Source organism: Neglectibacter sp. X4 (assembly GCF_009917365.1).
Classification (GTDB): Bacteria; Bacillota; Clostridia; order Oscillospirales; family Acutalibacteraceae; genus Acutalibacter.
The window spans coordinates 1-19,997 of sequence record NZ_QWLE01000049.1; the positions used below are offsets into that span (position 1 = coordinate 1).

Below are 19,997 nucleotides of genomic sequence, written 5' to 3' on the forward strand. Positions count from 1 at the left end.
CTGCACACTTCCTTTACTCCCTGGCGCACCTCAAGATATTTATGCTCCAGGTCAATGTCGCTATTGAGCAGGCCCAGCAGCTCCCCGGTACGCAGGCCGGTGTTCAGCATGAGGATGTAGGCCGCTGGCTGCTGGTATTTCGGCTTGCCGTTACTGAATTTACTGAACGCCTCAGCCTTGAATTTCTCTATTTCCTCTGGCGTGAACACTGTGACCGTTTCCTGTGTGGGCAGGTCTTCTTTGTTCTGCGCAGCCATGAAGTTTGACTTCTTTATCATGGGTACGCTGTTAATAGGGTTCTTTTGCAGGATTTCTTGCTGAGCCAGGTAGCGGAAATACTCGTTGAGGACGATGTACACTTTTTTGACTGTGGTGTAGGCGTAGCCCTGGTTCATCCAGTGATTCAGCACTTCCTTGAGGTCTGCGGCGGTTATGTCACCTACTACTTTCTCTCCTAGCAGAGGAAAAATCTGATGCGCTACGGTACATTCACAGCGGTCGTAGGTTGTGCGCTCCACCGAAGTAAACTTGAACACTTGGAGCCAGTGGGTCATGCTCTCTTTCAAAGTTTTTCGGGACTCATCTGACTCTTGCAAGGCATCGTTAAAGGCCGCAACGTAATCGGTCATTTTCTTGGTGACTTCTGCCTTGGTAGTACCGGAGAACGATTTGCGCTTGCGCTCCCCTTTCTCGTCCATATACCAAACTGTGCCGCCCCAGCGGTCGTCGGTTCTCTTAAAGGCTTTTCCATTCGTAAGCAGTTTCTTTTGTGCCATGCTTGTCGGCCTCCTTTCGTCAACAACACAACATACCACACCTTGCCGCGAAAGTCTACTAACATTTTTCTTACTTTTTCTGCCCTCCCGAAAAAGCTCTTTCTTTGTTTATGCGGCGCAAATTTTGAGCGCCGAGCAAAGCCATTCCAACTCCCCTTTAGGGGGCAGGGGGAGAGCCGGGAACTCCCGGCTCATGCGGACGGATGTATAGCCGGACGCTATGCTTGCCCTGCCCCATGGGCAGGTTATCTCGTGCATATTCTTGCCTAAAACTACCATTCATCCACCGACCCCTGATTTTCAGAAAGAAAAATCCCTCATTTTGCCCCGACGGTCGGCTCTGCCGTCCGATGTCTTCCGCGCGGTAGACCCCGCGCTTTAACCTGCTTGTCTTTTTGACGGCTTTCTGCACCCTTTGAGGCTGGATAATCTTTCATAGTCCTGCATACCTGCTCTTTATCTGGCCTGGCAACAGTTTACGGTAATTTGGTTATATTACGCTATTTTTATTTGGCTCAAAATAGCTTTTTGTGGTAAACTCATGCCTGCCAGCTAAAAGAATAACTGCCAGAATTCCCCACCGACCGTTGCTTTTATTCCCCTAAACGGTTATAATTTAAGTATACGCTTTCGCAGGATTACACACAGGCTGCGCTGGAGCTGGGAGGATACGCGCATGAAGAGAATTTTGATTATTGAGGACGACGAGGCGATTCGCGCTGGATTATGCCGGTCTTTGGCCTCTGATACGATGGAGGCGGTGGGCGCGGAGGACCTCGCCTCTGCCGCCCAGCGTATAAACGCTCAGCAGTTTGACCTGCTGCTCCTTGACTGCAACCTCCCCGATGGCAACGGCATCGACTTCTGCCGCGAACTCATGCGCAGAATGACAATCCCCGTGATTTTCCTCACCGTGCGGGATTCAGAGATCGACGAGGTAGCCGCCTTTCGTGCCGGAGCCTGCGACTATGTGAAAAAACCATTTTCTTTGATGGCACTTAGGGAACGCATTGCCGCTTTATTAGAGCGCACAGAAAAGCGAAGCGATTTGTATGCAGACCGACGGTACCGGTTCGATTTTGCGTCGTTGGATTTTTTTGTAGACGGCGAAAGAGTGTATCTCGGTTCCACGGAATATAAGCTGCTGGCGGTACTGGTGAAGAACGCGGGCAATGTGCTGTCTCGGGCGGCCCTGACCGACGCTCTCTGGGAGGGCGGCGAGGAACTGAACGAAAACGCCCTGTCCGTTACAGTCAGCCGCTTGCGGGGCCGGTTAGGTGAGAAAAGCATCAGTACCATTTACGGACTGGGCTATATGTGGGTAGGTGACAAAACATGACGTTGCTTTTCCTCGTTGTTTGGCTCATTCTGACAGTGGTGTTCTGCCTCGTGAACAGTCTTTATGTGGGCAGCATCTGGCCCACGGTTTGCTATGCGGCACTTTCCGGCCTTGTCACCGTGGGCTTTGCGATGTATGAGAAAACGCGGAGGCAAAGGCTGCTGGACGATGTACAGAAAGTACTGGATGGTAAAGATGATTTTGCCGTCCGGGAAAGCAGCCTTGCACCGCTTGCGCGGCAGCTCAGGCTGAAACGCGGCGAGGAGGAAACGCGGGACAGACGTGTTACGGAAAGCTACCGCAACCTGGCCGCGCTGGTCTCCGACATTGCACACCAGTGCAAAACGCCGTTGACGGCTACACGGATGTACGCCGAATTATTACCACCTTCCGCTGAATCGGCAGCAATCGCCCAGCAGGCCAGCAAGCTACAGTTTCTCCTGGACGCTTTAGTGAAACTCTCTCGTTGTGAGGGTGGGCTTATTGAAGAGAATGTGCATCCCACGAAAGAATCGGTGGAAACATTGGCAGCCCAGGCATTATCAGCCGTTGTGCCGGAAGCTGAGAGGAAAAGCATCGTCCTGTCCGTAGAAATTCCCGAAGGATTGACCGCTTTGCTTGATATGCGCTGGACGGCAGAGGCATTGGGGGCGCTCCTGGATAACAGTGTCAAATACGCGCCGGAAAACTCGAAAATTACCGTTGCGGCTCAACGGTATGAGACATACATCCGGCTAGATGTCCTCGACGAAGGCCCTGGCATCCCCGAGGAGGAACTGCCGGAAATCTGGAAGCGCTTCTATCGCGGCAAAACCAACCGGAACGCCTCTGGCGTGGGGATTGGCCTTACCCTGTGCCGGATGATCGTGCAGGCACAAGGGGGCCGCGTATTCTGTCAGAATTGCGAGGGAGTGGGGTGCCGGTTCAGCATTTTTCTGCCCACTGAATAGAGAATCTTTCAAAACTGAAAGATTTCGTTACCGTCTCGAAAGATTCGTTTGTTATAATAGGCAAAAATCAAACGAAAGGGTACAAATTATGCTGATACAAACGGATCGACTGACAAAGATTTATGGGAACGGCGACAACACCTTGCGGGCCCTGGACAGCGTGACCCTGTCCATAGAGCGGGGGGAATTTGTGGCTGTGGTGGGCTCCAGCGGCAGCGGCAAGAGCACGCTTTTGCACCTGCTGGGGGGCATTGACTGTCCCACAGCAGGCACAGTCACCATCGACGGCACGGACCTCTACTCCCTCAAGCCCGACGAGCTCACCGTGTTCCGGCGGCGCTACATCGGCTTCGTGTTCCAAAGCTACAACCTGATCCCCGGGCTGAATGTCTGGGAAAACATTGTCCTGCCCCTGGGGTTGGACAAGCTGAAAGCTGACCCGGAGGAAACCGAACAGCTTCTCTCCACCCTTGGCATTTACGAAAAAAGGTATGCCCTGCCCTCCCAGCTCTCCGGCGGGCAACAGCAACGAGTGGCCATCGCCCGAGCCCTTGCCACAAAGCCCCACATCGTCCTGGCCGACGAGCCCACAGGGAACCTTGACAGCAAGACCAGCCTTGAAGTCATGCTCCTTTTGGAAAAGCTCAACCGGGAGCTGTCCCAGACCATTGTCATGATAACCCACAGCGAGGAGCTGGCTCAGATGACCGCCCGACGCATACGCATCGAGGACGGGCGCATTATTTCCGATAGCGGGGAGGGCTCAAAATGATTTTCCGGCTTGCCCGCTTGCAGATACGCTCCCACCGGCTGCGCACCGGGTTTGTGGCAGTGGCGGTGGTGCTCACGGCGGTGCTGTACATGACGGTGATAAGCTTCGCCTACTGCGCTGTGGATTCTGTACAGCTCTCCAAAATGCTGGCGTTTACCTCCGATGTGCACGCGTTGATCGTTGATACCGGATATTCTATCTCCGGGGAAGCCTTGCGGGAGGAAATTCAGAGCGCCCCCGAGGTTTCGGAAACATTTCTTGCAGCGTATGCCCCTGTGCACTGGGAGGAGCCGGCAGAGGCGAACAGCATAAGGCAAGGGTTTGGGATGGCTTTTGTGGACAGGGAGGGCATCCTTCCCCACCACTTTATGACAATGACCGAGGGCCGGTTCCCCCAAAGGTTAGACGATATTATGCTCTGCCGGGAAGCGTTCCCCACGCTTTCCATTGGCGATCAGGTCCGTTTCTTTATTATAAGCGCGTATACCCCAGAGCCGATGGTGAGGGAGAGGACCTACACGGTTTCTGGTTTCTATCACAGCGACGCGGATTCCCCGCCCCCGGCGGTAGCGCTGTATGGAGAGAACGTGGCAGAGGAATTGGAACTGAGCGTCATGATGAACTTTCACAGCAGCTTCGGGATAGAGCAGCGGTTGGACGCGGTCTTGGAACGGCTGTCCCCATGGGAGCTCCCCGGGGAGGAGCCGCGCACACAAATCAACAACGCCTATGTGGGTGCGGATTTGGGCAACTTACTCCAGCCGGGCAACGTTCTGCTGATACTCTTGGTGATAGGAGTGCTGTTCTTCGCGGCGTTTTTGCTCATCTACAATGTCTATTCCATCGCCCTGACCCAGGACATGCGCGCCTTCGGACTCTTGAAGGTCATCGGAATGACCCATAGGCAGATGAAAAAGCTGACCCTTATGCAGACCGGGCTTATTGCCTGCGGGGCGCTGCCCGTGGGGCTTCTGCTGGGATATTTCATTGGGTTCCGGCTGCTCGCCCCTGTGTTTATGAGCATGAGCGGAGAGGTGCTGCCCTATCGGTTCAGCCCGATTATTGTCCTGCTCAGCGGGGGGCTTACGCTGTTTACGCTGTTCTTCTCGGCGCTCCGGCCCCTGGCGCGTATCAAGAAAATGACGCCCATACAGTCGGTTTCGGCTGAACTGGAAAGCAAAGCTCCCAAAAAGGAAAAGCGCAGGGAAGCCCCCGCCTCCCCCAGAAGCCTGGCTATGGCGGGGCTGCGTCGAAGCCGTGGCCGGATGCTGGTCACTTCCCTCTCGGCGGTGGTGTCCGTGCTGCTGTTTGTGATGGTGGGTGGGCTTACGGATATGATTGTGGACGTGGAAAGGGTCGGGATGTTCGACGTGGAGCTGGGGCTGGGGCTGGGGAACCGCAGTGGCCATATCCCTGATGCACTTACGCAAATCTCAAGCTTCATTGCGGTGGAGCCGGATATGATTGAGAAGTTTGCCGCGTCTGATACCGTGGAGGAAATGCAGTTTCTGCGCTTTGGGCAGGTAGAGGCAGATATTTCTCCCAGTCTGGAAGAGAGCCTTCGCTCGTTTCTGGCGCAAAAAACAGAATATGAGTGGGAGCGTGAGAAGTACCAGGATATTCTTGACAGCGGCAGGATAAAAACCGCCGTTCTCTCCATCCCCGACCAGCTCTGCCGGGATATTGTGGTGTACCGGGATGATAGAAGCAAGTCTTTTCACTATGACGGGGAGGAACTGTACGACGGCAAACATGTCCTGTGCGTTTTCACAAAAAACGAGCTGGAGATTCTCCCGGATATACAGTTTTCCCCTGGGGAGGCGCTTTCCTCAGACGGCTTAAAAAGAGAATATGAAGTCATCCCTGCGGAGCTGTCCTCTGGCCTCTGGACAGCTCTGGCGGAAATTTGCGGGGATCCCATGGCGAATCACTTCGGCGTGGAGGAAGTGTATTTCCTGCTGCCCGAGAGCGTCTTTGAGAGAGAGTTCCCGGACGCCCCTGTGTTCAAGGTGCTTGTGAACGCGAAAGAGGGCCGAGAGGACGCGCTTCTTAAAGAGGCGCAAGCCCTGACAGAGGGTCGTAGAGTCGGTTCCGGCGACACAAGTTTCAGCTATCTTTTGGGCGGAAAGCTCCTGGACCTAGAGAAATTGCAGGAACGGCTCGGGGCCATACAACTGACAGGGTACAGTCTTTGCGGGATAATCCTCCTTATCGGGCTGATGAACATGGTAAACAGCGCCCTCACATCTACCGTCCAGCGGCGGCGGGAGTTCGCCATGCTGGAGACTGTAGGCATGACCCACGCACAACTTCGCCGGATGCTGCTGTATGAAAACAGCGCGGGCGGGTTGTTCGGCCTGGTGGCGTTTACAGTTGGGTCGGCTCTCTCTTATGCGCTGCTGGCGCAGATATTCGACGTGAAAGTTTCCGCGATATCCTTGCCCGCAGTGGGGATTCTGCTTTTGCTGTTCGTTGTCGGGTGGGTCACTGCAGAGCTCTCCTTCAAGGCAGCGACCAACGTTTCATTGACTGAGCGGGTGAAGTGGGAGGAATGATGGGGAAGGATCGTGCTTGAAGCTATCGGTTTTTATGCTATACTGAACTCACAAAGGGGGGGATTCTCCATGACGCGAAAGGTTTACACGATAAATGAAATCAAAGGTATCGTTGCGCCAATTGCAAAAAAGCATGGCGTAAAAAAGGTGTATCTATTTGGCTCTTATGCCCGGGGCGAAGCCACTCCCTCCAGTGATGTTGACCTCTGCGTGGACGCTCCTGCCCTGCGTGGGCTATTTGCCCTGGGCGCGCTATACGCCGACTTTGAAGAGGCCCTTGGGAAAGGACTAGACATGGTCACCGCCAATACTTTAGGCAAGGAAACGAATATTGTATTCACGGAAAATCTACGAAAGGATCAGGTGCTGATTTATGAGCTTGCCCAGTAAAGACCGGCAGATTTTGGAGCATATCTTGCAGTATTGCCACAAAATCGACCGTACTGTGGAGCGCTTTGGAGATTCATTTTAGTGGTTCGCGGATAATCCGGATTATGCGGATTCTGTCGGTATGAACCTACTGCAAATTGGCGAATTGACCGGCCGATTTTCAGAGGATTTTGTGGCACGGTCAAAGGAGTTGGGTATCAACTGGCGGGCAATCAAAAATATGCGGAATATGTTTGCCCATGATTACGGAGCTATGGATATGGAACGGGTCTGGGTGACTGTTATGGAGGATGTGCCAGAGTTGGAGGCCTTTTGTGAAGCGCAGTTGAAGGATGAACCTTTCTGAGTTTTCTTTGTTTAGCGGCACAAATTTTGAGCTGAGCGTCGATCTTTCGGGGTCGAGATTTTGGGGTATCATCAATAAATCATCAAAACTTATCGGGACGCGAGTTTTGGAAACACAAACGGCTCAACCGTGCGGAAATTTGGCTGGTATATGTCCGCTGATGCCTTTTCCACATCCACTCCAAAACCGCGTGCCGAGGGTTCAAGTCCTTCTGCCCCTGCCAAAGCGCCGTAGATTTTCGGGTCTACGGCGCTTGTTTTTTGGGTATATTCTGACAAATATTTGGGGAGAGGGTGGCTGTCTTGCTGCCCTCTCACCTGTCGTATCATCACCAGAGCATCGGCGGTTTCTCGTCTGGTGGCATCCGTTCGCAATAATTCCGTCTGGTACAGCATCAAAAACGCATCAAAACTCGAAACCATCTGTGATTCCCTGTAGGCGGGTGGTGTCTTTTTTGACGTAATACATCTCGGTGATTTGTGAGGTGCTGTGGCCCAGAAGGTCGGCTACTTGGCGGGGTGATAGGGCAAGAATCGTTCCATCGGGCTGTTTCACACCGTTTATAAGCTGGGTCGCGAAATGGTGCCTGAGACTGTGAAGGCCTTTCTTTTCTATCCCCGCTGCCTTCAAAATCCGGTAGTACCTCTTGCGGAAGTTTACTGGCCTGGTGTAGCCACCTTTCTCGTCGCTCACAAGGGGCGCCGCGGGGCCGAAGTCGCGTTCCAGGCGCAACTCCCTTACCGCCTCGAGTGCGACCCCGTTTAGGGGCACACGGCGCTTGCTGGTGGCTGTTTTCGTCTTGCCTACCTTTACCTCCCTGCCGGGAAGGTATTCCGTTCCCTCACGCCTGCACACTTCTTTGACGTTTTGACGTACTTCCAAGTATCTGCCCTCTAGATTGATGTCGCTGTTAAGCAGGCCCAACAGTTCCCCTGTCCGCAATCCTGTGTTCAGCATGAGGATGTATGCGGCGGGCTGTTGGTACTTGGGCTTGCCGTTACTGAATTTACTGAACGCCTCGACTTTGAATTTTTCTATTTCCTCTGGCGTAAACACGGTAACCGTTTCCTGCGTAGGCAGGTCTTCCTTGTTCTGAGCCGCCATAAAGTTTGACTTCTTTATCATGGGTACGCTATTCATGGGGTTCTTTGCCAGGATTTCCTGCTGGGTCAGGTAGCGGAAATACTCGTTGAGGACAATGTAAACTTTCTTCACTGTGGTATAAGCGTAGCCTTCACCCATCCAGTGATTCAGTATTTCTTTCAAATCAGCGGCAGTGATGTCACCCACCACCTTCTCTCCCAGCAGAGGAAAAATCTGGTGTTCTACTGTACATTCGCAGCGGTCGTAAGTGGTGCGCTCCACTGAGGGGAACTTGAACACCTGGAGCCAATGAGTCATGCTCTCCTTGAGTGTTTTGCGGGATTCGTCCGATTCTTGCAAGGCATCGCTGAAGGCCGCAACGTAGTCTGTCATCTTCTTGGTGACTTCTGCCTTGGTGGTGCCGGAGAATGATTTACGCTTACGTTCCCCTTTCTCGTCCATGTACCAGACTGTACCGCCCCAGCGGTTGTCTGTTCGCTTGAAGGCCTTGCCGTTTGTCAAAAGTTTTTTCTGTGCCATATGCGGACCTCCTTTCTGCAACCACACAGGATACCACAGAGTGTCCGCTTATGTCCACTGACATTTTTCTTACTTTTTTGGCTTTCTGGAAGTCCCTTTTCTTTGTTTAGCGGCGCAAATTTTGAGGTAGTACCTCGCTCTGAAAAACGGGTTCGGACTGCCGCTCAATTCACGTCTCTCCGAAACGGGAAGATTTCCGTAGGACGGCTGCGACTCCATACGCAACCCCTTCCAAAACCGCTCTACACAGCCATTTATCCGTTCTACGACCCCTTAGCTGACCCCACATCGCCATCCACGACCCCTAGGATTTTTGCACCCGCAAAATCCCGCAAGCCCTTAGTTTTACGTTGATAAGGAAGTATTTACAACAACTTATCATCAACGCAGACAAACAGGGTGCAAGCAAAAGCAGAGAACATATCACTTTCATTAGTGGTCGGTTCTCTGCTTTTCTGTTACGCAATAGAACACCGTTTTTGAGAGCAGACATATAAAACCCTTACCCCGCCATTTCAACGCCCGCAAAGCCGCATAAATCAAGAGAAAAATAACCTCTACTGCGTAACAAATCCCATAATAAGTTGAGGGCGAAAGCAGTTTACTGATTTCGTCCTCTTGACTGCCCATTAGCAAAGGCGGAAAAAGCTGTCAAGGGCGCGTAGCGCGAAGTTTACCCTTGACAGCTTTTCGGTGTTGTCCCCTTCGCTGTCCAGACAGTCCAGAACCGATACGAACCGGCAGCCGAGGGAGGGGAAAATGACATCGGTATAACGGCCTACCTCCACAAAGTCCCGCCCTAAACGGGAGAGGTCCTTAACCAGAATCAGGTTAATCAGGCCATGCCTTGCGTCCTCCAGCATCTCCAAAAATCCGGGCCGCTGAAAATTCCCTCCGCTGTACCCATCGTCCTGGTAGGTCTTAACCTCAATCCAGCCATTGAGCATGACAAACTTGGAGAGGATTTCGTACTGGTTCTCAATGCTCACCGATTCATCGCTGGGGATATAGCCTTTCGCTTTTGCGGAATTGGAGGCATCATCCACACTCAGGCGGCAGTAGATACCAACTTTATATTGCTTCGCCATAGTCCTGCCCCCTTTCCTGTGCCAGCGCCGCGTCCACATTCCCGACATAGCGGTAATATACCTTGACTTCACAAATACGCTGTCCGTTAATTATCTGGGTATCGCCAACCTCGATCCGGTCTACCAGTTCAAACAGGATGGTTTCGTCCAGCTCCGAGATTTCGGTGTAGCGCCGGATAATTTCCAGCCAGCGGTGCCTGTCCGATTGACGGACTATGTAGAAAAGGTGCGGAGCAGGGGGTGGCTTGTCGTTTCTATGCTCCCAGGCGGCGCACTTTTTGTATTTTTTGCCAGAATGTTCTTTCTTTTTGCCGAAAAAGTGCAGACAAAAACAGGGCGCAGATGATTGATGTATCATCTGCGCCCTGTTTGGGTGTGTTATACTGTTTTTCCAGCCTCTGCCCCATAAGGGCAGAGATCGATCAAAAGGGACGTTTACGCATATACGGCCTCCATAAAATTAACCGCTATGCGACAAAGAAGGTATGGGTCAGCCGGGATTGCGGCACCTAATTACCTCACAACGGTATTTGGTTGTGTAGTTTCGGGTAACTCCAAGGCTGACGCCGCTCCCTTCCTGCCTTTTTTGACCTTGTTTGGGTCAATAATACTAAATTACACATTTTGAAGATCGTCACATTTTTATACGTCATCAGGCAAGTTCAAAATCGAATTGATCTCATTTTCGCTTAATAAGTAGTCAATAGATAATATCAAAATGATGTGTTCACGCTTCGCAATTCCTTCTAAATAGCTCGCGTCACAGTTTGTTTGCGTTGGCGGAGGGCATATTTCGTGTTCAGGAATCCTTTCCACATCATTCACCGCATCTACAATCAAACCAAAAGAACGACCTTGAATGTCAACAATAACGATGCAGGTATGGTTGTTATAAGGCGTTTCCGTATTTCCAAGCCTTAGCCTCAAATCCATGACAGGAATCATGTTGTCCCGTAAAGAAATAATCCCTGTCATATATGGCGGAAAATCCGGTAGCGGAGTAATCTCAATCATTGAGATCACTTCTACAATCTTAGTTATTCTAATGCCAAGTAATTGTTTATCACACCAGAATGTCAGATATTGATTTAATAAATCTACCTGATGATTTTTTGCTTCTGTTAATTCTTGCAGATAAGTCCAAACCGATTCTATTTGATTATTTGACAGGTTTTCAATCTGTGAAATAATTGCATCTTTAACCTCTTGTAATTGCAAAACACAAAGCTCCTTTCTGTTCAAAGATTCAAAAAACATCATGCGCCCATCTCGTAAACCAAGTGTCAAAGTTTTTTAGTATTTACCCTCATCTATGCCACTAACAACAGTTTTTTTAGTACGAGTAGTGGGAGCTGCCGGATAAATATGGTCATCTGTACGGCGAAGCCTGAAACGTCCCACCAGATTCTTGATTGTAACGGCCTGACTTGCAAGTTCCTCACTGGCTGCCGCAGATTCTTCGCTTGTTGCAGAGTTTGTTTGAACCACTGAGGAAAGCTGGTCAATACTTTCGGTCACTTGTTTGATAGATACAGTTTGAACTTCAACACCATTAGTAACCACATCCACACGTTTCACAACTTCGTCAGTTAAGATCTTGCATTCAACTAAAGCTTGAGTGACGTGTTCGACGATATCACTTCCCTCCTGAACAGAGCTGATGGCACTGTCAATCAGTTCCTTAGTGGCTTTGGCAGATTCATCGGATTTAGCCGCCAAACTGCGCACCTCGTCCGCCACTACCGCAAACCCCTTTCCGGCAGTACCGGCGCGAGCAGCCTCAACCGCAGCGTTCAAAGCCAGGATATTCGTCTGGAACGCAATATCCTCAATCGTCTTGATAATCTTGCCCATTTCCTCAGACGAAAGCGCAATTTTATTCATCGCCTGATTCAAAACATTTACCTGTTGATTCATTTTTTCTACTTGCGTGCCTGCCGTTTGGACGCTGGCTTTCGCGTCTTTGGCAGCAAGGTCAGTCTGATTGGATGCCTCAGAAATATCCATAATGGTTGCTGTCAATTCCTGAAGTGTGCTGGCCTGTTCAGTCGCGCCCTGAGCCAAAGACTGAGCGCCGGTTGACACCTGATCCGCACCGGCGGAAACCTGGTCTGTCCCCTGGGCAATTTGCAGGAGCGCATCACTGAGTTGATGATTGATGCTCCGGATAGATTCAATAACGGTTTCCAGCGCACCGACATACATAGTGTCGTCTTTGCTATGTATATCAAAATTTCCGCCCGCCATCTCCTTGAGCAAGTATGCCTCGTCCTGAATGACACCGGAGAGGGTCGCTTGACTGCTGCGCAGGGCATCACACATCACACCCAACTCGCTCTTGCTCTGATAATCAACGGGAATGTCCAGATTGCCCTGCGAAAATCCGACCAGGGCGCTCTGAACTTGGGAAACAGGAATGGTGATGGTCTTAATAATTATGAGAGCCAGCGCAATGACCGCAATCGTGGCAATCACCGAAACCAAAGCAACGACAGCCGTGATGATATTGATTGTAATTCCAATGCGCTGGCGTTCGGCAGCCATGGCTTGAACCAAATAATTGTCCAAAGCTGTTGCGGCTACGGCCATCTTCTCCTGGTCAGGCGTGTCTACCTCATAGATAAAATCGATGCCCTTTTCAAGATACGATTCATTCCCGGTCCTGGCATATTGGCGATACCACTCAATCAGGTCCGGATTCGTATTAGCCCAGTTAGTAACGGTCGTAATATACTCGTCTAATGTACTGCGCTCCAGCTGAGACGGGAAATGTTCCTTCAACGATTCCATACTGGCAAACAGGTTGGCCTGCGCTTTTTCCGCCGTCTGGAGCAGCCCCTCGTTGGCCTCAGAACCGGGGACAAGATAGGAGTCGCGGATGTTCCGCCCTACCAGCAGCGCATTGACCCGGCAGTACAAAATATCCTGATTCGCTACGGCTTCTTTATCAAGCAGTACGTCGTATTTACCCTTGATATTGAGCATCATAAACAGACAGATCAGGATCAGAATTACGGAAATTCCAATCGTAATACCATAGCCAAGCGGCAAACTATTTCTTGTTTTCATATTTTTGAGCATAACTCATTCCTCCTAAAAAATTATTATAGCATCTATTTATTTACAATATTAAAAACGATTATTGCAATCGGCAAAGCTAAAGCAAGAAGAATTATGGTTATCCAGGCAACCATCTTAAATATCATCCATCCACTAAACCTTACCCTATATTTCTTCTTTTCCTTTTCTTGATAAGAATCCATGATATACTTAATTTCTCCTCTCATTCACAAAATAAATACCCCCATATGCAGATGATTCTTTTAATATAATGCGAAGCATCAGGAAGGGGAGTAACCATCCTATTTTTCACTGCCGCCTTCTTTCGATTCCGGTGGCGGCGTAATATGCCGCTTTGTCCTTATACATCAAATTTTCCGCCTCGGCCATTATACCGCTTATCCCTTCTGTACAGTCACTTTTCCAAGCAGCTCCAACGGCCAGTACAACGGCGTATTCATTCATGCTGCCTGTAAGCTGCTTTACGCTTTCATGTAGCTCTGCTTCGCTGATTCTGGTACACACCGCCAACAGCTCATCGCCGTCCAAGCGAAACAGCTCATAGCCATGTAACGCCTTTTTCATACATTCACAGGCGGAGAGGATCAACCGGTCACCAGCTTCATGGCCTTCGTTATCGTTTACCCGTTTTAAGCCTGTAATATCGCAGTAAATAATACCGATACTAATATCCTTGCTCTGTGTTTTGTCTATGTATTCCCAGAGTGCATGGCGATTCCCAATCTGAGTCAACTGGTCTAAGTAAGACATCCGCTTCAGGTTTCTTACAAGATCTCTTGTCCTAAGCAATGCTTCGATAAAATGTCCCATGACACGGAGCATAGTTGTGGTATGAGCTAACATTTCCGCAGGTGGGTCATCCACTCCATAAAATCCAACCACATTATCGCTATCACGTAATGGGACTACTGCGATGGATACTATACCCTGTTTTTTTAGATTTTCGTACTGAAGTGGGTCTGTTTGCTTCATTTCCACTATATTTTCAAACATTATATATTCATTTTCTGCAAACATTTTATACCAATGTTCACAGACCTCAGACGGGAGATTTTGCAGATTATCTTTTTCTGCCATAACTCCTTCTGCAACCCACTCATAGGTATTGTCATCACCCCCCAGTTTGTTTCTTTCAAATATATAGGACCGCTTTCCGCACAATAACCTGCCTAAATATTCCAATATGCACTCCAGGGATTTTTCTGGCTCGCCCGCTTTCAATGCAGTTCGCAGGGCTTTGTTAATGTGCTGCTCTATATCATTGGCATTTGTTAAATTCTGAACCATTTGGTTGATGTAGCTGCTAAGTTCTAAAAATTCCAGACTGCCCTGGACATTGACCCGCTCTTCCAGGTTGCCTTCCATGATCAATTTCAGCTTCTGTATCACATCCTGGATTTTTTTCACCACAAATCTATCCATATATCCTCTGATCAATATTGTCAGGATAAACGATATTATCATCAGGCCAGCCAAAATAAGCGGCATAAGATGAGGAATATCCTGGTATAGATAATTGATAGAAATTATCCGTCCGATATAACTGGAACCAATTTTTTTGAACACGCAGAACGAATTTTGTCCATTGATTTTGCTGTAAAATCCTTTTGGCTTATTTTTTATATCCTCAAACTGGAACCCCTCATCAGAACATTTGATTCCCACAGCCTGCAAACGGTTGGACCCTATAATTACCTCACTTTTCTCATCAATAGCATAATAGCTTACGTTTGGATTTACGCGGAACAAAGAAAAAATGTAAGAGATATCATTCTTCTGCGATGCCAGCATAAAGTAAACCGGACTTATTCCGACTTGTATAATAAACCTCCCACTGTCGTTCCAGACTGCTGAATATTGCATCGGATTCCCTTCTGCCATATTTTCTGTGACATCTTGGACCATTTGTAAGGATTTATCCGTAAGCATAGGTTTGAAAAAGTTCATTGATTCGATAGAATCCATCGTATAACCATAATATTGCGGCTCTGTGCCAGAAAATAATTCTCCTTTCTGGTCAAAAATATGAATTTCGTCTACCACCGTTTCTTCCGCAATCTGTTTGAGCCTGTCGATAGAATAAATCGCCTCTGGATTTTTGTCTAAAATGCGGGACACTTCCTCTGCTGCGTGGATGCAGTCCAGCTTGTATGCTTCCTCAATTTTGACAAGCTCTTCCTGATTTTCAGCTAATATCTGTTCCATTTGAAGAAAGGTGCGATTTGCATCCAGATAAGCCTTGTGACGCTCATGTGTCAACTGAAATGTCAACAAAACCATAAGTAGCAAAAGCGATAGAATCCATGTAATGCAACAAATCCGTTTACCAATAATCTTACTTAAAGACTGCATCTGCCCCTCCTATAAACCTTAACATTTGAATAGATCGTAAGACAGTATCACGCCTGCTATCGGTAGCGTAACAACCCGTTTTTGTTGCACCTGCATTTTCTTTGCTTTTCCTTACACAGATTGGCTATTTTATTTGTGAATTACCAAAAAGCATTTCTTCAAAAACAGATACTTCAACCGGCTTAGAGAATAAATACCCCTGGCCTTTGTCGCAGTGGCACTTTTGCAAAAAGGCAAGCTGTTCTACCGTTTCCACCCCCTCGCAGCAAACTGTAATTCCAAGGCGTCTTGCCATATGAATCAATTCCTCGATCACGATATGTCCTCTGTCACCTTCTGTGTGGGCAGTATTGAGAAACTCGCGATCCAGCTTCACAACGTCAATGTCCAAAGATTCCAGGTTGTTCAAAGAAGAATAGCCGCTTCCGAAATCGTCCAGAGAACAGGTATAACCGGCCAGATGGATTTGACAGACCGCCTCCGGGAGTGCCTTCGGGAACTCCTGCAACGCCGATTCCAGCAATTCAAATTCCAAAAGTTCCGGCGGAATGCGGTATTTTTCCTGCACTGCTATGAACGGCTTCAAAAAATCCTTGTTCGCCAAATGAACACGGGACAAATTGATAGAAATCTGAACCGGCTGCAATCCCTCGTCAAGCCACCGGCGCAGACAGGCACATACCTGCTCAAACATATAGAGGTCAAGCTTTCGGATAAAGCCGTTGCGTTCAAACAGGGGTATAAACTCGTCAGGCCGGACAAGTCCCATGTCCGGGTTCTGCCAGCGGACCAGTGCCTCGGCGGCAACAATTTTTCCGGTTGAAATGTCTACTTTCGGCTGTAAATACATTTTGAAATCATGATTTTCCAGCGCGTCATTCATCTTGTTTACCAGGATGTTCTCTTTTTGCAGCTGGGCGAGGTCCTCTTCCTCATAAAAGCCACAGGAATACAGAATATCTCCAACCGGTATCTTTGGCTTTTTTCGGGCAATGTTCGCCCGATCGCTCATATGAATAACGGACAGGCTGGTATCTGTAATCTGATACACTCCCACCCTGAACATAATCCATTCCTTTTTAGGAAGTTCCTTATTAAAGCGATTGACTTCATCCACCATAAGCTCCAGCTTCTGAATGATTACCTCATTGCTGTTGCGTGACGTGCGGATCAGCAGGTTGAAATCATCCGCGCCAGAGCGGACCAGTATCTCGCCATCCTCCATATATTTCTGAATCGCGGTGTGTACATACTTCAAGATGCGGTTGCTTTCATCAGAGCCGTAGGTATCGTTGAAATATTTGAAATGGACAATATTCATAACGATAAGTGTGTATTCGCCTGGGTTTGAATGACGCACCAAACGCTCCGCTTCCTGGGTAAAGCGGGATAGGCTGTAACCGCCGGTAACAGGATCGACCATGAGAATGTGTGTGTTCTTTCGGTAGAGAAAGAGCAGGATAGTAATTATCAAGCAAAAGCATACGACCCCTAAACCATTGATCCGAAATGCTATATGCAATATCTGGTCAATCCCTTCGCTCACGGCGTCGTCTGTATCAACCATCCAGACACACAAGCCGGTGTCGCTTATGGGGGAAAGCTGGCCGGTCTGCGTGGAAGAACTATTCGGAAGATGGAAACGTATCGTCGCATTCCGGCCCGAAACGGCGGCCTCCCTTAGATCATCTACGGAGGTATCGCTGATAATCTCCACATTCGCATCCAGCGTGTCAAATAAATTATGTTGTTTGTCAGAATTTTGCGGCTCATCAACCGGCAAAACGTGGGAGTGGGTTGTCATGAATATCTCGGTCCCATCCGGCTTGACGAGGTTAAAAAAGACATTTCCGCCGTAATAGGATTGTACCAAATAGAAATCCTCCTGTTCCGGCGAGACAGGGGCAGCGAAAATGCCGGTGATCTCTCCGGTTCCACCGTGGGAGCGGATTGGTATTGCAAAAAACGGCATATTCAAAATCTGCTCGTCTGTTTCTGTTTTCGATGACTCGACATCAATCACAGCCTGTCCTTCAAACGCTTTCATAATTCCAGCCTGTTGGGAAAACGTTCGTGAAACACCATCGGAACAGACAGCCGAACCATCTGGCGAAATAAACGCAAAATACTCGAATTGGAGCAAGTCAGCCCTCTCATGCAGACGTTCCAGCTCAGTGGATGATAATATACCATCTTGATCATAACTAAGCTCGACAGATTCAAGAATTCGAAGCGTTCTTTGAAACCTTTGCGCAAGGGAGTTGCTCACGCTTGCGGACAGTTCAGAGATGTGGCGGTCTGTCTTAGCGATTATGGTTTGATGCGTTTCATGCAGTAACACAAGGTTGATGCCAACTGTAAAGCCAGCCACAATAATTAGAACGAGGTAGGCTATCTCAACCAAAATCTTATGGTGCCGATAAGATATACGGTGTGCTGCGCCCTCTTCTCCAGTCATTATACGATCCTCCTGCGCTTTTCTAAAATTTTCTAAAAGAGTGAAGTGCATCCGATTACAACAGACTTTCACTTCTGTTGTAGAGGGCGCAAAAAACACAACAGACTTTCACTTCTGTTGTAATTTCTTCTACCAAAGCTATGTGGTTATACTGTCATTAAGTTGATTGCGGGAAAAAAGGGAGTTGATATTTCTTTTAAGCGCAAAAATAAGCGCAAAAAACTGACGGGGCAAAAAAGCTCAACTGTCCCGTCTGTTTTTCGTGCAAATCATCCCGAAGAAAATCCTTGCATTCTTTGTTGGCACTTAGTATAATAGTATATGTATCGGCTTGAAAACAGGCGGGTTACAACAGAAGTGAAACTATGTTGTCAGGACAAGGCCCAATCGGGCAACCTGCTGGGCGTGGACGGTTCCGCTCTCCACGGTGTAAATGCGGGTGGTGTTGACGCTGGAATGGCCCAGAATGTCCGCCAGCCGGGACAAATCCTTTTCCAGAGAGTAGTACGTCCGGGCGAACAGGTGCCGGAGGTTGTGGGGAAAGACTTTCCCCGGCTCCACGTTTGCGCTCTCGCACAGCTTTTTCATATCCCGCCAAATGTTGGAGCGATCCAGGGGCTTTCCCGTCCGGGTGGTGAACACCGCCCCGGCGGTCTTTTTTTGTTCCCGGAGATATTTTTTCAGCAGCCTTTGCAGCTTGTCCGGAAGGAACACCACCCGGCGTTTGCCCTTATTGAAAATCTCCGCTCTGCCAACGCTCACGGCCTCGGCGGTGATGAAGCGCAGCTCGGACACCCGTATGCCCGTTGCGCAGATGGTTTGCAGCACCAGGGAAAGACGCTGGTTGCCCTCCCGTTCTGCGGCTTCCACTAGCCGGATGTATTCGGCGCGGGTCAGCTCCCGGCTCTCATCACAGAAGATGGTTTTCTGGATTTTCAGCAGTCGCAGGGACAAATCCCGCCAACCCATGAACGCAAAAAAGCCGTTGGCGGCAGTAAGCATGGAGTTGACAGTGGCCGGGGCATAGGCGGCGGTAAGCTGCTCTTTCCACTCAATCAGGGCAGCTTTGGTGACGGTCTGGCCGTCCAGATATGCCGCCAGCTCCCCCAGGTCGTGGACGTACTTCTGAACGGTATGCGCTGCCCGTTCCTGTTCACGAAGATAAACGGCGTAGCGGCAGATGCATTCGGACGTGATACGATATAATGTGTTGCTCATAACGGTAATCCTCCTTGGTTTGAGATACCATTATTGTAGCGGTTATTAGACAATCTATACGGAGCAAAAGCGGGGGGCGTGGAGATGGTTATCGGAACAAAATTTTTATCAGAACGAGAAGGCAGAATCCTTGAAAATGCAGGAATGCAGCGGCAAAAAGTTCTGATAAAAATTTGCTCATAGTAGGGGTTACGCATAGCGGCCTCAACAGCTCTGCGCCTATGTTCAGTATCCGCATGAGCATAGAAGTTATGACAAGCTTGTCATAAGCAATAAACTTGGCAAGCAATGCCCCAGGATAGCCATCCGGCTCCTGGCGCTGCTTGTTGGGGATTCCCCAAGCCCCTTTTGAACACAGAATTTCATTCTGTGGCTGCGCGTTCCTGCGGAACGCTTTTTACCGGCCTGCGGCGGTGAGAAAATGCGAAAAAACAGGCGCGTCAGCGATCCTGCCCCTGTTCCTTTTCCCGGTCATTCTGGCGTTCCTCCCCATATCCCATCAGCCGGTCCACGTTGGCTTTTGCGGCCAGCAGTTCCCGCATTTCCTCGCGGGAACGCCGGTACTCGGCATAGTCTTTTTTCTTTCCTTCCAACAATGTTGCGTACTCGGCCTGCAAGCTCTTGACGGTGGGCAGCTTCTTGATACCCAAATCGTCAAATGCCTGTTTTGCCGCCTTGTGGAGCAGAATATCCGCTTCATGTTCCGCTAAAAATTTCTTGGAATATCCCGCCTTGCGGTAGGCCGCATAGACCTCGCGGGTCTTGGCGTAATTGATGATGTGGGTCCGCAGTGTGGCAATCTCCGCCATGCGGGTTTCCGCCGCCTTGATCTGCGCCGACAGCTCATTGTGGCGGGTGGTAGCAGCAGCCGCTTTTTCTTCCAAGACTGCATATTCCAGCAGGCCATGCTCGGTGAGGTAGTTCATCGTCTGCGCCATCTGTTTCAGATTGAATACCTTTGCCCAGCGCGCATAGCCAGCGCCTTTTCCGGCCTGCAATTTTGCCTGAATATCCACCAGAAGATTGACCTTGGGAGTGGGAGTTGAAAC

General features: G+C 49.5%; 14 protein-coding genes and 3 pseudogenes. 6 read left to right on the forward strand and 11 right to left on the reverse strand.

Going from position 1 to position 19,997, the window contains the following annotated elements; all coding sequences use genetic code 11:
- Window positions 1–776: tyrosine-type recombinase/integrase (locus D1841_RS13640; RefSeq protein ID WP_371721944.1), on the reverse strand; the 776-nt coding region annotated here is incomplete at its 3' end.
- A 676-nt stretch (window positions 777–1,452) separates the two neighbouring features.
- Between D1841_RS13640 and D1841_RS13645 the strand changes: the two genes are divergently transcribed.
- The 6 genes and pseudogenes from D1841_RS13645 to D1841_RS13670 all read left to right on the forward strand — a co-directional run.
- Window positions 1,453–2,115: a response regulator transcription factor gene (locus D1841_RS13645; protein ID WP_160643903.1), complete on the forward strand. Its 663-nt coding sequence runs from the start codon at window positions 1,453–1,455 to the stop codon at window positions 2,113–2,115.
- Window positions 2,112–3,065, forward strand: a complete 954-nt coding sequence (locus D1841_RS13650; protein ID WP_160643906.1) for a sensor histidine kinase KdpD — start codon at window positions 2,112–2,114, stop codon at window positions 3,063–3,065. The genes D1841_RS13645 and D1841_RS13650 overlap by 4 nt, the downstream gene beginning before the upstream one ends.
- Before the next feature lie 85 nt (window positions 3,066–3,150).
- Window positions 3,151–3,837 (forward strand): ABC transporter ATP-binding protein, encoded by a 687-nt coding sequence (locus tag D1841_RS13655; RefSeq protein WP_160643918.1) that lies wholly within the window; start codon window positions 3,151–3,153, stop codon window positions 3,835–3,837.
- Window positions 3,834–6,392 carry an ABC transporter permease gene (locus D1841_RS13660; RefSeq protein WP_160643908.1) on the forward strand — a complete coding sequence of 853 codons (2,559 nt, stop codon included), beginning with the start codon at window positions 3,834–3,836 and terminating at the stop codon, window positions 6,390–6,392. Before D1841_RS13655 ends, D1841_RS13660 begins: the two co-directional genes overlap by 4 nt.
- A gap of 69 nt (window positions 6,393–6,461) precedes the next feature.
- Window positions 6,462–6,782: a nucleotidyltransferase family protein gene (locus D1841_RS13665; RefSeq protein WP_160643920.1), complete on the forward strand. Its 321-nt coding sequence runs from the start codon at window positions 6,462–6,464 to the stop codon at window positions 6,780–6,782.
- Between the two features lie 97 nt (window positions 6,783–6,879).
- Window positions 6,880–7,128: pseudogene (locus D1841_RS13670) on the forward strand (DUF86 domain-containing protein); the annotation flags it as partial.
- 89 nt (window positions 7,129–7,217) lie between these two features.
- Here the strand turns inward: D1841_RS13670 and D1841_RS13675 are convergent.
- The 10 genes and pseudogenes from D1841_RS13675 to D1841_RS13720 all read right to left on the reverse strand — a co-directional run.
- The gene (locus D1841_RS13675) at window positions 7,218–7,550 is read right to left on the reverse strand and encodes a hypothetical protein (protein ID WP_160643912.1); all 333 of its coding nucleotides are present in this window, start codon (window positions 7,548–7,550) and stop codon (window positions 7,218–7,220) included.
- The gene (locus tag D1841_RS13680; protein WP_160643914.1) at window positions 7,534–8,751 is read right to left on the reverse strand and encodes a site-specific integrase; all 1,218 of its coding nucleotides are present in this window, start codon (window positions 8,749–8,751) and stop codon (window positions 7,534–7,536) included. Before D1841_RS13680 ends, D1841_RS13675 begins: the two co-directional genes overlap by 17 nt.
- 683 nt (window positions 8,752–9,434) lie before the next feature.
- Window positions 9,435–9,839 (reverse strand): annotated as a pseudogene (locus D1841_RS13685) (recombinase family protein); the annotation flags it as partial.
- Window positions 9,823–10,197 carry a DUF4368 domain-containing protein gene (locus tag D1841_RS19280; RefSeq protein ID WP_237076371.1) on the reverse strand — a complete coding sequence of 125 codons (375 nt, stop codon included), beginning with the start codon at window positions 10,195–10,197 and terminating at the stop codon, window positions 9,823–9,825. The gene D1841_RS19280 and the pseudogene D1841_RS13685, both read right to left, overlap by 17 nt.
- Window positions 10,198–10,481: 284 nt before the next feature.
- Complete coding sequence (locus tag D1841_RS13695) at window positions 10,482–11,099, reverse strand: chemotaxis protein CheW (RefSeq protein ID WP_049946633.1); 618 nt, start codon at window positions 11,097–11,099, stop codon at window positions 10,482–10,484.
- Between the two features lie 33 nt (window positions 11,100–11,132).
- Window positions 11,133–12,920 carry a methyl-accepting chemotaxis protein gene (locus D1841_RS13700; protein WP_160643916.1) on the reverse strand — a complete coding sequence of 596 codons (1,788 nt, stop codon included), beginning with the start codon at window positions 12,918–12,920 and terminating at the stop codon, window positions 11,133–11,135.
- Window positions 12,921–13,208: 288 nt separating this feature from the next.
- Window positions 13,209–15,272 carry a diguanylate cyclase domain-containing protein gene (locus D1841_RS13705; protein ID WP_004083385.1) on the reverse strand — a complete coding sequence of 688 codons (2,064 nt, stop codon included), beginning with the start codon at window positions 15,270–15,272 and terminating at the stop codon, window positions 13,209–13,211.
- Between the two features lie 124 nt (window positions 15,273–15,396).
- Window positions 15,397–17,730, reverse strand: coding sequence for a GGDEF domain-containing phosphodiesterase (locus D1841_RS13710; RefSeq protein WP_004083386.1), 2,334 nt, complete (start codon window positions 17,728–17,730; stop codon window positions 15,397–15,399).
- Between the two features lie 363 nt (window positions 17,731–18,093).
- Window positions 18,094–18,948 (reverse strand): tyrosine-type recombinase/integrase, encoded by an 855-nt coding sequence (locus D1841_RS13715; protein ID WP_004083387.1) that lies wholly within the window; start codon window positions 18,946–18,948, stop codon window positions 18,094–18,096.
- A gap of 440 nt (window positions 18,949–19,388) precedes the next feature.
- A pseudogene (locus D1841_RS13720) lies at window positions 19,389–19,997 on the reverse strand (relaxase); the annotation flags it as partial.

Coding starts and splice junctions, on each gene's coding strand:
- D1841_RS13660 (WP_160643908.1), top strand. CDS start 3,834: ATGATTTTCCGGCTTGCCCGCTTGCAGATACGCTCCCACCGGCTGCGC.
- D1841_RS13680 (WP_160643914.1), bottom strand. CDS start 8,751: ATGGCACAGAAAAAACTTTTGACAAACGGCAAGGCCTTCAAGCGAACA.
- D1841_RS13645 (WP_160643903.1), top strand. CDS start 1,453: ATGAAGAGAATTTTGATTATTGAGGACGACGAGGCGATTCGCGCTGGA.
- D1841_RS13710 (WP_004083386.1), bottom strand. CDS start 17,730: ATGACTGGAGAAGAGGGCGCAGCACACCGTATATCTTATCGGCACCAT.
- D1841_RS13695 (WP_049946633.1), bottom strand. CDS start 11,099: ATGATGTTTTTTGAATCTTTGAACAGAAAGGAGCTTTGTGTTTTGCAA.
- D1841_RS13675 (WP_160643912.1), bottom strand. CDS start 7,550: ATGGTTTCGAGTTTTGATGCGTTTTTGATGCTGTACCAGACGGAATTA.
- D1841_RS19280 (WP_237076371.1), bottom strand. CDS start 10,197: ATGATACATCAATCATCTGCGCCCTGTTTTTGTCTGCACTTTTTCGGC.
- D1841_RS13665 (WP_160643920.1), top strand. CDS start 6,462: ATGACGCGAAAGGTTTACACGATAAATGAAATCAAAGGTATCGTTGCG.
- D1841_RS13705 (WP_004083385.1), bottom strand. CDS start 15,272: ATGCAGTCTTTAAGTAAGATTATTGGTAAACGGATTTGTTGCATTACA.
- D1841_RS13700 (WP_160643916.1), bottom strand. CDS start 12,920: ATGCTCAAAAATATGAAAACAAGAAATAGTTTGCCGCTTGGCTATGGT.
- D1841_RS13715 (WP_004083387.1), bottom strand. CDS start 18,948: ATGAGCAACACATTATATCGTATCACGTCCGAATGCATCTGCCGCTAC.
- D1841_RS13650 (WP_160643906.1), top strand. CDS start 2,112: ATGACGTTGCTTTTCCTCGTTGTTTGGCTCATTCTGACAGTGGTGTTC.